This window comes from Streptomyces roseoverticillatus (assembly GCF_000719265.1).
Taxonomy (GTDB): Bacteria; Actinomycetota; Actinomycetes; order Streptomycetales; family Streptomycetaceae; genus Streptomyces; species Streptomyces roseoverticillatus.
The window spans coordinates 1-13,174 of sequence record NZ_JOFL01000015.1 but is presented as its reverse complement, the minus strand read 5'-3'; the positions used below and the strand labels follow the sequence as shown (position 1 = coordinate 13,174).

10 protein-coding genes are annotated in these 13,174 nt (G+C 75.0%); 1 reads left to right on the top strand and 9 read right to left on the bottom strand.

Features of this window, described 5'->3' with window-relative positions:
- The first annotated feature begins 10 nt into the window (after positions 1 to 10).
- Positions 11 to 1,159, top strand: a complete 1,149-nt coding sequence (locus tag IF61_RS0118645) for a DUF5925 domain-containing protein (protein WP_078660322.1) — start codon at positions 11 to 13, stop codon at positions 1,157 to 1,159.
- A gap of 275 nt (positions 1,160 to 1,434) precedes the next feature.
- On the opposite strand, the gene IF61_RS0118640 is transcribed toward IF61_RS0118645, so the two are convergent.
- The 9 genes from IF61_RS0118640 to IF61_RS0118600 form a co-directional block, all read right to left on the bottom strand.
- Positions 1,435 to 1,806: a GntR family transcriptional regulator gene (locus tag IF61_RS0118640; protein ID WP_030367563.1), complete on the bottom strand. Its 372-nt coding sequence runs from the start codon at positions 1,804 to 1,806 to the stop codon at positions 1,435 to 1,437.
- Between the two features lie 18 nt (positions 1,807 to 1,824).
- Positions 1,825 to 3,690 carry an asparagine synthase (glutamine-hydrolyzing) gene (gene asnB / locus IF61_RS0118635; protein WP_030367562.1) on the bottom strand — a complete coding sequence of 622 codons (1,866 nt, stop codon included), beginning with the start codon at positions 3,688 to 3,690 and terminating at the stop codon, positions 1,825 to 1,827.
- Positions 3,691 to 3,958: 268 nt separating this feature from the next.
- Positions 3,959 to 5,146 carry a type III PLP-dependent enzyme gene (locus tag IF61_RS0118630; RefSeq protein WP_030367561.1) on the bottom strand — a complete coding sequence of 396 codons (1,188 nt, stop codon included), beginning with the start codon at positions 5,144 to 5,146 and terminating at the stop codon, positions 3,959 to 3,961.
- On the bottom strand, positions 5,143 to 6,858 hold the full coding sequence (locus IF61_RS0118625; RefSeq protein ID WP_052392801.1) for an IucA/IucC family protein: 1,716 nt from the start codon (positions 6,856 to 6,858) through the stop codon (positions 5,143 to 5,145). Before IF61_RS0118625 ends, IF61_RS0118630 begins: the two co-directional genes overlap by 4 nt.
- Entirely contained in the window at positions 6,859 to 8,058 is a 1,200-nt protein-coding gene (locus IF61_RS0118620; protein WP_030367559.1) for an MFS transporter, read from the bottom strand.
- Positions 8,055 to 9,803 (bottom strand): IucA/IucC family protein, encoded by a 1,749-nt coding sequence (locus IF61_RS0118615; RefSeq protein WP_030367558.1) that lies wholly within the window; start codon positions 9,801 to 9,803, stop codon positions 8,055 to 8,057. Before IF61_RS0118615 ends, IF61_RS0118620 begins: the two co-directional genes overlap by 4 nt.
- A complete protein-coding gene (locus IF61_RS0118610; RefSeq protein WP_030367557.1) occupies positions 9,800 to 11,053 on the bottom strand; it encodes an ATP-grasp domain-containing protein in 1,254 nt (417 codons plus the stop codon). Before IF61_RS0118610 ends, IF61_RS0118615 begins: the two co-directional genes overlap by 4 nt.
- A 169-nt stretch (positions 11,054 to 11,222) precedes the next feature.
- Positions 11,223 to 12,224, bottom strand: a complete 1,002-nt coding sequence (locus IF61_RS0118605) for an ABC transporter substrate-binding protein (protein ID WP_030367556.1) — start codon at positions 12,222 to 12,224, stop codon at positions 11,223 to 11,225.
- A 58-nt stretch (positions 12,225 to 12,282) separates the two neighbouring features.
- Positions 12,283 to 13,164, bottom strand: a complete 882-nt coding sequence (locus IF61_RS0118600) for an ABC transporter ATP-binding protein (RefSeq protein ID WP_052392814.1) — start codon at positions 13,162 to 13,164, stop codon at positions 12,283 to 12,285.
- Positions 13,165 to 13,174: the final 10 nt, after the last annotated feature.

Sequence of the window (13,174 nt, the reverse complement as noted above, 5' to 3'; positions counted from 1 at the left end):
TCATGGGCGCATGTGTGCCGACCGCCGACCCAGCGCCAGGAGGCAGGCCCTGCCCACCGACCCGGACTTCACGCCGACCGAGAAATCGCTGCCGATCCGGCTGAACGTGGACGACAGCGACTCGCCGTCCGACGTCATCGACGCCCTCTTCCTGGCCCGGTTCACCACCGGCGAGCAGCCGTACGCGCACAGCCACTCCGTGGACCGCGTCAAGTCCGGGGCCACCCTGCTCCCGCCGGGGGGCCGCGTGGTGCGCTCCGCGCGGGACGACGACCGCAGCGCGACCCTCGCCGAGGGCGACGGCTGGACGCTGCTCGTCTCCCGCTGGAACCGGGGGGCCGACGTGTCCGTGACGGCCACCACCGACGAGCTGGCCAGGAAGGTGCTCGGCCAGGCCGTCGAGGGCGCGGAGGACGAGCCGGAGCCGCAGCCGGAGCACGTGACCATGGGCTTCTGGTACGTCTCGCCGCGGCGCGGCCCGCACCGGACGACGCGGCAGATCTCCGCCGGCACGTGGGAGGAGGTCCGGCCCAACTACACGGCGCGGGTCGCCGACGCCATGGACCGGCTGATGAAGGTCACCCCGGACGACATCGCCGGGCGGCTGCTGCTCCTGCACGGCCCGCCCGGCACCGGCAAGACGTCCGCCCTGCGCACGCTCGCGCGGTCGTGGCGGGACTGGTGCCAGGTGGACTGCGTGCTGGACCCCGAGCGGCTGTTCAACGACGTCGGCTATCTGATGGACATCGCCATCGGCGAGGACGACGGCAGCTCCAAGGGCCGCTGGCGGCTGCTGCTCCTGGAGGACTGCGACGAGCTGATCCGCGGCGAGGCCAAGCACACGGCGGGGCAGGCCCTGTCCCGGCTGCTGAACCTCACGGACGGGCTGCTCGGGCAGGGCCGCAACGTCCTCGTCGGCGTCACCACCAACGAGGACCTGGAGCGGCTGCACCCTGCTGTCGTGCGGCCGGGCCGCTGCCTGGCCCGGATCGAGGTCGGTCCGCTGACCCGCGGGGAGGCGGTGGGCTGGCTGGGCTCGGAGGAGGGCGTGGGCCGCGAGGGCGCGACGCTCGCGGAGCTGTTCGCCTTGCGGCGCGGCGGGGGGCCGGCGTCGGTGCCGGCGTCGCGGGAGGGGGCGGACGCGGGGTTGTATCTGTGACGCGCCCGGCCTGACGGCACTGCTCCGGCGCTGCGGCCCGGGCCGGTTCGGCACCGCCGGACCGCCACGTGACGGCTGAGCACCGCCGCGGCGGAAGGAACGTGCTCGCCACGGCGATGCGTGACCGCGACGTCGCCCTGCGGTCCGGGCCGGTTCGGCACCGCCGGACCGCCGTGTCGTGGCTCGCCACCGTTGCGGCGGAAGAAAATGCCCGCCGCCGCGGCGCGCAACCACGACGCGCGAGACCGGCGGTGCCGTGCAGGCCGCAGGCGGTACTAGCCGTACACCGCCCGCAGGGCGTCCTCCGCCGCCGCGCGGGCCGCGTCGTGGTCCAGGCCCAAGCGGTGCGCCCGCGCAGCGAAGACCGCGGCCGCGGCCGCGGCTTCCCGTGCCGCCGTGTCGCCCGGGGCGGCGATGAACGAGCCGTGGCGGCCCCGGGTCTCGATGGCCCCGTCGGCCTCCAGGGCCCGGTACGCCTTGGCGACGGTGTTCGCGGCGAGGCCGAGTTCTTCGGCGAAGCCGCGGACGGTGGGGAGCTTGTAGCCGACGGGGAGCTCGCCGGAGCGGGCGAGCCCGGCGATCCGGGCGCGGATCTGCTCGAAGGGCGGCTCGGCCGCGTCCGGGTCGACGGTGATCTTCAGGGCCACGCTCGGACTCTACAGCGTCTACAGCTCCAGCGCGGTGTCGTGCATGCGCAGCCAGGTGTCGAGGTTGAGGACGAGTTCGGTGGCGGAGCGGAAGGATTCGCCGGCGTCCTCGGCGAGGCAGCCGGCGACGGCCTCGGTGTCGAGCAGGGGGCGTACGGGCGCGTCCTTGTCGGCGAGGACGCGGCCGAGCTCGGCGCGCAGCGCGGCGGCGTAGCCGGGGTCCTGGATGCTGGGGTAGGGGCTCTTGACGCGGTCGGCGACCTTCGCGGGCAGCACGTCGCGGGTGGCGGCGCGCAGGAGGGATTTCTCGCGGCCGTCGAAGGTCTTCATGGCCCAGGGGGTGTTGAAGACGTAGTCGACGAGGCGGTGGTCGCAGAAGGGGACGCGGACCTCCAGGCCGACGGCCATGCTGGCGCGGTCCTTGCGGTCGAGGAGGAGCTGGACGAAGCGGGTGAGGTGCAGGTAGCTGATCTCGCGCATGCGCCGTTCGAGGCCGGTCTCGCCGGGCAGGCGGGGCACTTCGGCGAGCGCGTCGCGGTAGCGGGCGTCCTGGTGCCCGGCGAGGTCGAGCTTGGCGAGGAGGCCGCGGTCGAGGAGGGCGGAGCGGCCTCCGCTGTGTTCGCCGGCGAAGCGGTCGGCGGCTCCGGCGGCGGCCCAGGGGAAGGTGTCGGCGTGCACGTGCTCGGGGTCGTGGAACCACCGGTAGCCGCCGAAGACCTCGTCGGCGGACTCGCCGGACAGGGCGACGGTGGACTGTTCGCGGATGGCCTTGAAGAGCAGGTAGAGGGAGACGTCGCCGTCGCCGAAGCCGCTGACGGGCATGTCGCGGGCGGCGAGGACGGCGTCGCGGTTGGCCTTGGCCATCAGGTCGGCGGCGTCGAGGACGATGTCGGAGTGGTGGGAGGCGACGTGGGCGGCGAGGGCGTGGGCGTAGGGGCCGTCGGGGGTGGGCCGCATGGGGTCGGGGCGGAAGTTCTCGGTGTGGCCGGTGAAGTCGACCGAGAACGAGCGGACCGGTCCCCTGCCTGCGGCGCCGAGGCCCTTGGCGGCGAGGGCGGTGATAGCGGAGGAGTCGAGGCCGCCGGAGAGCAGGGTGCACAGGGGGACGTCGGCGATGAGCTGGCGGCCGACGATGTCGTCGAGCAGGTCGCGGACGTGGCGGACGGTGGTGTCGAGGTCGTCGGTGTGCTCGCGGGCTTCGAGGGCCCAGTAGCGGCGGAGGGTGAGGCCTCCGCGGCGTATGCGGGCGGTGTGGCCGGGGGGCAGTTCGTACATGCCCTTGTAGGCGGCGTGGCCGGGGGTCTTGGTGAAGGCGACGAGTTCGGCGAGGCCTTCGGCGTCGACGGCGGGGCGGACGGCCGGGTGGGCGAGGATCGCCTTCGGCTCGGAGCCGAAGAGGACGCCGTCGGGGAGGGGGAAGTAGTAGAGCGGCTTGATGCCCATGCGGTCGCGGACGAGGAGGAGTTCCTCGGTGCGCGGGTCCCACAGGGCGAAGGCGTACATGCCATTGAGGCGCTCGGTGAAGTCCTCGCCCCACTGGAGGTAGGCGTGGAGGACGACCTCGGTGTCGCTCCGGGTGCGGAACGCGTGGCCGTGGCTTTCGAGTTCGGCGCGCAGCTCGCGGTAGTTGTAGACCTCGCCGCTGTAGGTGGTGACGAGCAGGGTGCGGCCGTCGCGTTCGACGCTCATGGGCTGGGCGCCGCCTTCGATGTCGATGACGGCGAGGCGCCGGTGGCCGAGGGCGGCGTGGGGGCCGGACCAGGTGCCGCCGGCGTCGGGTCCGCGGCAGGCCATGGTCCGCGTCATCGCGTCGAGCGTTCCGCGCGCGGCCGCGGGGGTGGTGAGGTCCTGGTCGTAGGAGATCCATCCGGTGATCCCGCACATCGTTGCGGTCTCCCCTTTCGGTAGGCCGGTCCCGGGTGTTTCCGGGTGTGGCTGATCCCCCGTGGGGTGCGGTCCCCGCCTCGGGGGCGGCAGGGACCGCACGGATCACCGTACGCCCATTTAGATGCATGGGCCATCCATGTGGGGGTGAAACGCCGGTAAAGCAGTCGGGAACCGGCCAACTCCCGTGCTCAGGAGGCGCTCGGGACACGCCCAGGACGTGCTCAGGACGTGCTCAGGACGTGCTCAGGACGTGCTCAGGACGTGCTCAGGACAGGAAGTGGAACGTGGGCGCCGGGTGCATCAGGAAGTCGTGGTGCGAGATGTTCCAGGCGTACGCGCCCGCCATCGCGAAGGCGATCCGGTCCCCCGCCCGCAGCTCGGCCACCGGGACCGCCCGCGCGAGGACGTCCTTCGGCGTGCACAGCTGCCCGCTGAGGGTCACCGGCTCGTCCAGCGCGGCCGGGCGGGGCCAGGGGCGCTCCCAGGTGTCGGCGGACAGCACGGTGAAGGGCTGGTCGTGGCCCTTGGCGGCGGGGGTGCGCAGGTGGTGGGTGCCGCCGCGCACGACGGCGAACGCCTCGCCGTGGCTGTGCTTGACGTCGAGGACCTCGGTGACGTACCAGCCGGAGTGGGCGGTCAGGGCGCGGCCGGGTTCGATGCGCAGCCGGTAGCCGGGGCGCGCGGCGGCGAGGCGGGCGAGGCCGGCCCCGTAGGCGGCCCAGTCGAAGCGGGCGTGCGGGCGCGCGTAGTCGACGGCCATGCCGCCGCCCACGTTGACCTCGTCCAGGCCGAGGCCGTGCCGTTCGTCGAGGGCGCGCGCCCAGGCGGTGATGCGGGCGGCGACGGCGAGCAGGGCGGGGGCGTCGAGCCCGCTGGCGAGGTGGGCGTGGATGCCGCGCAGCCGCAGCCGGGTGCCGCGCAGCAGGGGCAGGCACGCCTCGGCGCGCCGCGGGTCGAGGCCGAAGGGGCTGGGGCGGCCGCCCATCGCGAGGGCGGCGCCGCCGAGTTCCCCGTCGCCGGCCGGCAGGTTGACGCGCAGCAGGATGTCGACGGGCGCTTCTTGGGGGCGTTCCGCGGCGAGGGCGGCGAGCAGGCGCAGTTCGCTCTCGCTCTCGACGTGGATGCGCTCGGCGCCGAGGTCGAGGGCGAGCCGCAGTTCGGGTTCGGTCTTGCCGGGGCCGCCGAAGGCGAGCGGCAGGCCGGGGACGGCCTTGCGGACGTGGGCGAGTTCGCCGCCGGAGGAGACCTCGTAGCCGCTGACGTACGGGGCGAGGGCCTGGAGGAGTTCGGGGGCGGGGTTGGCCTTGGCCGCGTAGTACAGCTCGGTCTCGGGCGGCAGGGCCGCGCGGATCTCCGCGGCGTCACCGGCCAGGGCCGTGAGGTCGTGGACGTAGGCGGGGAGGTCGCCGGAGGGCAGGGCCGTGGCGTGGCCGGCGACGCGGGGAGGGATCACGGTGCGGGACTCCAGGTCTCGGTGCGGGGGGCCGTGGTGAGGCCGGCGGTGGACAGCAGGTCGGGCACCAGCGGCGAGGCGATGCGTACGTAGCCGGCGTCGCGGTCGGCCTTGCGCTCCCAGCGGGTGAGCAGGTTGGCCTTGGCGGGCAGCGGCACGCCGGCGATGAGGGCGCGCAGCAGCGGGGGGTTGCCGTGGGCGCCGGCGCGGTCGGCGAAGGTGCGGCGGACGGCGTACCAGAGCTCGGGTTCGAGGTGGGGGTGACGGTCGGCGAGGGCCGCGAGGACCTCGGCGACGTGGTTGACGACGAGGCAGTAGACGACGCGGTCCCAGCCGCGTTCGCGGTCGTACGTCAGGGGCCGGGCCACGTCCGCGGGAAGGGCGGCGAGGGCGGCGGCGTGGTGGCCGGGCAGCAGCTTGGTGCCTTCGAGGTCGCGGAAGAGGACCTGCCGGGGCGTGCCGTCGGCGCCGACGCCGATGACGACGTTCTGCAGGTGGGGTTCGAGGACGACGCCGTGGTCGAAGTAGGCGGCGAGCACGGGCGGGACGAGCAGTCCGAGGTAGGCGTGCCACCAGGCGAGGGCCTCGGCGGGGCCGGTGCCGCGCAGGAGGCTGCCGAGGTGGGCACCGCCGGTGGGGTACTCGTCGGCGACGGCGGCGGCCAGCAGGCCGGTGACGCCGGGGGCGAGGCGGGCGCCGAGGCCCTCGCGGACGATGACGCCGAAGCCCTCGGCGAGGTCGCGGCTGCCCAGGTCCAGGGTGCGGTAGGCGGGTTCGCGCAGCAGGCCGGTGCCGGGGAAGCGGGTCTCCAGGTCGGTGGCGGCCCCTTCGAGGAGGCGGGTGAGGGCGACGGCGCCGGCCAGCTCGTACTCGGCGTTCTTGCGCAGGCAGTTGGTGATGCGGATGTTGAGGCTGAACTTGAGGAAGTCGCGGCCGTCGTAGAGGGTCCGCACGGACGCGGTCGGCTCGAAGGGGGCGCCGCCGGGGCCGAGGTCGAGGACGTCGCGGCGGGCGACGGCGGCGCGCAGCACCGGGTGGTCGCGCAGCATCGCGTACTGCCAGGGGTGGGCGGGCAACAGCACGTAGCCCTCGGGGACGGGCCGCTGCCGGTCGAGGGCGGCGAGGGCCCCGGCGGCCGCGGTCTCCTGCCGTACGCGCTCGCGCCGCACGGCCAGGTGGTGCAACGGGAAGCGGGCGCGCGCCTCGGGGGCGTAGCGGGTCCAGTCCGCGGCGGCGCCGGTGCGGGCCTTGGGGGTGGGGTGGAAGCGGTGGCCGAAGAGGAGGGACTGCTCGGAGTCCATGTACGGGTCGGGGCCGGCCGTGCCGCGCGGGGCGTCGAGGGCCGCCGTGACGCCGGCGTGGCTGGCGGCCACCTGGCCGAGGAACTCCTCGTTGCGGACGCCGGTGCGCAGCTCCAGTTCGCGGTGGATGTGCTCGGCGAGGTCCTGCCAGGTCAGCTCGGTCCACTCGCCGTCGCGCCGGCCGCGGACGGGGCCGGTGAAGCGGTGCGCGCCGATGAGGGAGGCGCGCCGCAGCCCGACGCGCAGCAGGACGCCGCAGCGGGGCAGGCGCAGCAGCAGGTGGCCGTCGGCGACGGCGGTCTGGTGCTCGGGCCCGGAGACCTCGCGGAGCAGGCAGTTGAGCAGGGTGTGGGCGACCACGTGGTCGGCGGTGGCCACGCCGGGGAGGGCGGCGGCGGGTGCGGAGGACATTCAGCGGCTCCAGCGGGTGCGGAGGAGTGTGGTGGTGCTGACGACGGCCGTCAGGGCTGCGACGGCGGATCCTGCGACGACGGGTGCGGCCGGGCCCCAGAGGCCGGTTGCGGCGGCGGCCGCCGCTCCGGCGACGACGGCTCCGGCCTTGGATATGAACTCCAGGGAGCCGAAGAGGCGGCCGGGCCCGCGGCCCCGGCTGGCCTCGGCGGCGAGGGCGGAGAGGCTGACCAGGCCCAGCGTCATGCCGGCGCCGAGGAGCAGCCGCAGCGCCACGAACGAGGCGACGGTGGAGGCTCCCCAGTGCCCGGCGAGGGCGGCGGCCACGCAGGCGAAGCCGGTGACGGCGCCGAGGTGCGGGCGGTGGGCGACGGCGGCGTGGACGGGCTTGGCGAGCAGCAGGTAGCAGGCGTGCGGGAGGGCGAAGAGGGCGCCGCCGGCGGACGGGCCGAGGCCGGGCAGCCGTTCGCCGACCAGGGTGAGCAGGTAGGGGTAGGAGATGACGGTGGCGAGGACGAACGCGAACTCGAGGGCGTAGAGCGTGCGCAGGGGGCCGGGCGGCGGCGCCTCGGCGGGCGCGGCGGCGGCCGCGGGCTCTGCCGTGCGCGGCGGTTCGGGGAGGGCGGCCAGCATCAGGGCGGCGGCCAGGGGCAGGACGGCGAGGAGCGCGTACTGGCGGTGCGGGGAGAGCCAGGGCGTGAGGCCGCCGACGAGGACGGGCGCGGCGACGAGCGCGAGGCGGGCGCTGCCCTGCATCAGGGTGAGCGCCCAGGAGAGCCGGCGGCCGTCGAGGGCCGCGGCGAGGTAGCCGTTGGAGGCGGCGAAGGTGCCGCCGAGGATGCCCTGGAGGACGAGGGCGGCGGTGAAGGCGGGCAGGCTGTCGGCGAGGCCGGCGAGCAGGAAGGACAGGGCGAGGCCGAGCTGGGCGCGCAGCAGGAGGCGCTTGCGGCCGAAGCGGTCGGCGAGCCGGCCCCACAGGGGTGCGCCGAGGGCGCCGAAGACGGTGGGGACGATGTAGAGCAGCCCGGCCCAGCGGGCGCCGCGGTCGCCGAGGGAGGGCAGTATCTCGGTGAGGTAGGGGGGCAGGCCGAGGGCGGCGAACGAGGCGACGAAGTAGCAGGCGGCGACGGCGTGGACCTGCCGGTTGCGCAGCACGGGCCGTTCCTCGCGGGTGCGGCCGTCGTGGAGGAGGGCCGTCATCGCCGGGCTTCCCGCAGGTAGTTGGGGCCCTGGACGTAGTGCTTGTTGATGTCGGCGGCGCCGGAGCGCTCCTTGGAGAGCAGGGTGCCGGCGGTGACCATGGCCTTGACGGGCAGCCGGTCGGCGTCGAGGACGCGGGCGCGCAGGACGGCGGCGGCGCCGGGCGAGGTGCCGGCGACGCGCTCGACGGCCTCGGCGAGCCGGTCGCGGAGGCGGGCGAGGAGCCCGCCGAGGTCGCCGCGGCCGAGCCGGGCGAGCTCGAAGACGGGGGCGGCGGCGCACAGGTGGACGGTGATGGTGGCGAAGACGTCGGCCACGGGGCCGTCGCCGGCGACGAGGATGCGCCGGTCGTCGAAGCCGAGGAGGTCGGCGGCCGACCCGCCGAGCCGGGCGGCCAGGCGCACGGCGTACACGCGCGGCCCGTCGTTGTCCTTCAGCAGCAGCCGCATCCGGGGCTTCCCGCCGGGGGCGTCCAGGACGAGGGAGGTGTTCTGCTGGTGGGATTCGAGGGCGATGCCGTACGAGAAGAGGGTGGTGTGCCAGTCGAGGAGGAGGGTGAGGTAGGCGTCGAGGAGGGCGGCGAGCGAGCCGCCGTAGTAGCGGTCGGCGAGTTCGTCGGCGACGAGGGCGCCGCCGGGGGTGCGGGCGAGGAGCGCGGCGACGGGCAGGACGTGGGCGTCGTGGAGGCCGGCGGGGTAGCGGCGGGCGAGGACGGCGAGGAGTTCGTGGTCGGACTGCAGGTGGGTGCGTTCGTCGGCGAGGAGGACGCGGCCGGCGAAGCGCGGCTCGTGGGCGATCACCTCGTCGAGGAGGCGCTGGCCCACCTCGCCGTCGAGGAGGGTGCCGGGCTTGATGGTGCGCCTGTTGCGCAGGCCCAGGGTGGCGGTGGCGAGGGGCAGTTTGAGGTGGGTGGCGGGGTCGGCGGCGACGGCGACGGTGCGGGTGGAGAGGGTGGGCAGCACCTCCAGCCAGGGCTTCTCGGCGTAGCGGGCGGTGCCGCCGAGGCCGGCCGCGCGCAGGGCCGCGGCGAGGGGGCCGGCCGCGGTGAGCGGGTGGACGGGCAGGGCGACGTGGGTGGCGTCGAGGCCGCGCAGGCCGAGGGCGGCCGGGGTGGGCCACCAGGCGGGCAGGCGGGTGCGGTCGCCGCGCACGGCGCCGTGCGGGAGGGCGAGCCAGTGCAGGGCGAAGGACGGGTGGAACTCGGGTGCGTACGCGCGTATTTCGTCCTCGCTGAGGCCGGCGCGGGAGCGGCCGGTCGGGTAGACGGGGTGGTCGCGGTAGGCGGCGAGGGTGTCGTAGGCGAGGGAGCCGCCGAGGCCCGTCCAGCCGCCGGTGTGCCGGCCGTAGGTGTCCGTGAGGTGCGCGGTGACGTCGTCGCGGACGCGGTCGTGCAGGCGCGCGGCGGCCAGTGCCTCCTCGCACTCGGCGAGGAAGGCGTCGTAGCCGGGCCGGTCCTCGGCGGGCACGGCGGTGCGCAGCCGGGTGAGGACGGGGCGCAGGCCGGTGAGGGTGCCGGCGGCCGTCTCGACGAGGGGTTCGCGCGCCTGGATCTCGCACTGGAAGCCCTCGGGGGCCACGGGCAGCAGGACGGTCCCGCCGGCGGTGCGCAGGTGGAGCCAGTCCCCGTCGGGGCGGTGCTCGGTGAGGGCGCGGCCGCGCAGGCCGTAGGCGTCCTCGCGGAGCAGGGTGCTCAGGACGCGCTGCAGGAGGTCGTCCTCCGCCACGTCCGTACTGGTCAGGCTCATGACATGATCTCCCAGCGCTGTGCGGCCAGGAAGGCCTCGACGGCCTGGTCGATCCGGCCCTGGTCGGTGCCGGTCGCCCTGATGACGCCGAGGTAGTCGCGGTTGGTGCCGTGGAGCGGGTGCGTTTCGCCGGTGCCGCGCAGCGGCCGGTAAACCAGCCGTACGCCGTCACGCTCGGTGTCGCTCGCCGGGGGGGCTTTTTCGAGCGTACCCCCGCGGTCCGCGCAGACATACTCCACGCGCAGCCTGCCGTCAGGTCGGGCGCCGAGGTCCGCGGGCAGCGGCTCTCCCAGGTGAGTGCGGAGGATGTGCTCGAAGAGGGGGACGCCGAGGACGTCGGCGAGGGCGATGTCGCACTGGTCGCCTATGGCGCGGTAGTTGACCTCGATGAGGCGGGCGCGGTCGCCCTGGGCCACGTACTCGGTGTGGCAGGCGCCGAAGCCGACGCCGAGGGCGCGCAGCTGGGCGAGCACCTGTTCCGTGTGCGGCCGCGGCGGTTCCGGCAGCAGGTCGAGGCGCTCCTCGATGAAGTGCGGCAGCGGGGACAGCCGGGTGCGGAAGGAGCCGAGGACGTGCAGGGTGCTGCCGTCGCCGAGGGTCTCCAGGGTGTGCAGCTCGCCGTCCAGGTACTCCTCGACGACGAGGGAGGCGCCGGGCCTGCGGGCGCGGATGTCGTGGCAGTGCCGGACGAGGGCGGCCGCGTCCTCGGCGAGGGTGACGTCCTCGCTGGCCACGCCCTCGCGCGGCTTGACGACGCAGGGGTAGGGCAGGTCCGCTTCCTTGAGCAGCGCCGGGAGGCCCTCCGGCTCGTCGGCGGGGCCGAGTTCGGCGGAGCGTACGGGGTCGGCGCCGGCCTCCGCTCCGGCCTCGGCGAGGCGGCGGCGCAGCAGGGCCTTGTTCTTGCTGTCGAGGGCGGCGCGCCAGTCCTTGCCGGGCAGGCCGAAGTAGGCGGCGGCCAGGGCGGCCTGGGGCTGGAGGTGGTCGCTGTTGGTGAGGACGGCGTCGGGACGGGCCTCCGGGCCGAGCGCGGAGATGCGCGCGATGACCTCGCGGAAGTCGGTGACGTCGCAGCCCAGGACGGAGAGTCCGGGCAGTTTGCCGCCGTCGGCGACGCTCTGTTCGTACGCGCGGCGGTGGGCCACGGGCTGGTCGGTGAGGAGGGTGACGTCGAGTCCGAGGCGGGCGGCCGCGGGCAGGAAGCCGAGGGTGACGGAGTCGGTCGGGTTCAGGGCGAGGAGATGGAGCCGCACGGGAGCGCCTTTCGGCAGGCTGCGGGGGGACGGTGGTGCCGTGGGGGGAGGTGCGCGGGGTGCGCGGGGGTGCTTGTGGGGGGCGCCGCCGGGCCGGTGAGGAGGAGGGGTGTCGGCCCGGCGGCGGGTCCGGGGAACGGGATCTACTGGAACGTCGGGCGGTGACGGCCTACTTGGGGGCGTCGACGCCCGCGGCCTTGGCGATGTCGTCCACGACGTGGTTCGCGGCCTGGATGCCGATGCCGGACATCCACGTCTCGTCCGGCACCTGCACGACCTTGTCGTTCTTGACGGCGCCGAGGCCCTTCCACAGCGGGTTGGCCTGGACGGCGCCCTGCTGGGTCTTCTTCGGGTCGTCGGCGACGGTGACGAAGACGAGGTCGGCGTCGGCCTTGTCGATCTGCTCCGGCGAGACGTCGGTCATCGCGGCGTCGACGTCCTGCGAAGCGGGGCGGCGCAGGCCGGCGTCGGAGAGGACGATGCCGCTGAACGAGGCCTTCTGGTAGAGCCGGGTGGGGCCGGCGACGAAGCGGACGACGGACGCGGTGGGCATCGTGCCGCCGTTCTTCTTCCTGATCTCCTCTCCGACGGCCTTGGCGCGCTTCTCGTACGCGGCCATGGCCGCCTGCGCCTCCTTCTCCAGGCCGAGGGCCTGGGCGTGCACCTTGAGGTTCTCCTTCCAGGGCGCGCCGGTGGTCTCGGTGAAGACGGTGGGGGCGATGCCCTTGAGCCGGTCGTAGACCTTGGCGTGGCGGACCTTGGAGGACAGGATCAGGTCGGGCTTGAGGGAGATGATCCGCTCGATGTTCGGCTCGGTCATGGGGCCGACGTCCTTGGTGTCCTTCGTCTTCGCCGAGAGGTACTGCGGGAAGCCGCCCTCGGTCTTCATGTGGGGGGAGACCGCGCCGACGGGTTCGATGCCGAGCATGGTGACGTCGTCGAGTTCGCCGGTGTCGAGGACGACGACGCGCTGCGGCTTGTGCTTGATCTCGGCGGTGCCCATGGCGTGGGTGACCGTGCGCGGGAAGCCGGTGCCGGCGCCGGCCTTGTCCTCGTCCTTCGTCTTGTCGCCGCCGCCGCACGCGGCGAGCACGGCGGTGCCGATGATCACGGCGAGGAGTGTCGCCGGCACTCTGCGCAGCCGGTACAGGGGTGGTCGGAGGTGGGTCACGGCGGACTCCTGTCTGAGCGGTGTGGGGAGCGGGGGGTGGCGGGTGCGGGGGGTGGGGTCAGTGGGGTCGCCGGCCGGCGCGGCGGCCGCCGGGGCGGGCGCGCGGGACGACCAGGGGCGTGCCGGTCTCCGGATCGGGCACGACCCGGCACTCCACCTGGAAGACCTTCTCGACGAGTTCGGCCGTGAGGACGTCGGCCGGGGGGCCGGCGGCGGCCGGCCTGCCGTCGCACATGACGACGAGGTGATCGGCGTAGCGCGCGGCCTGGCCCAGGTCGTGCAGGACCATCACGACGGTGCGGCCGGCCTCGGCGTTGAGCTCGTCGACCAGGTCGAGCACGTCGAGCTGGTGGCGCAGGTCGAGGAAGGTGGTGGGCTCGTCCAGGAGCAGCAGGGGCGTGTCCTGGGCGAGGGCGAGCGCGATCCAGGCGCGCTGCCGCTGCCCGCCGGAGAGCTGGTCGACGGGGCGGTCGCGCAGGGCGTCGGTGCCGGTGCGGGCGAGGGCCTCTTCGACGGCGGCCTGGTCGGCCTTGGACCAGGGGGCGAGCATGCGCTGGTGCGGGTAGCGGCCGAGGCGCACGAGCCCTTCGACGGTGACGCCTTCGGGCGCGACGGCCTGCTGCGGCAGCAGCCCGAGCCGCCGGGCGAGGGCGCGGGCGGGCATGCGGTGGATGTCGGCGCCGTCGAGGGTGACGGTGCCGGCGCTGGGCGCGAGCAGGCGGGCGAGCCCGCGCAGGAGGGTGGACTTGCCGCAGGCGTTGGGGCCGACGACGGCGGTGACGGCACCGGCGGGGACGGCGAGGTCGACACCGTCGACGACGGTACGGCCGGCGTAGCCGAGGCTGAGGCGGTGGGCGGCGAGGGTGTTGGGGGGGGTGCGGGCGCGGTGGAGGGTGGGGGCGCGGGCGGGGGGGGCGAGGGGGGGGGCGACCCCGCGCAGGAGGGTGGAC

Coding starts and splice junctions, on each gene's coding strand:
- IF61_RS0118645 (WP_078660322.1), top strand. CDS start 11: ATGTGTGCCGACCGCCGACCCAGCGCCAGGAGGCAGGCCCTGCCCACC.
- asnB (WP_030367562.1), bottom strand. CDS start 3,690: ATGTGCGGGATCACCGGATGGATCTCCTACGACCAGGACCTCACCACC.
- IF61_RS0118625 (WP_052392801.1), bottom strand. CDS start 6,858: ATGTCCTCCGCACCCGCCGCCGCCCTCCCCGGCGTGGCCACCGCCGAC.
- IF61_RS0118620 (WP_030367559.1), bottom strand. CDS start 8,058: ATGACGGCCCTCCTCCACGACGGCCGCACCCGCGAGGAACGGCCCGTG.
- IF61_RS0118615 (WP_030367558.1), bottom strand. CDS start 9,803: ATGAGCCTGACCAGTACGGACGTGGCGGAGGACGACCTCCTGCAGCGC.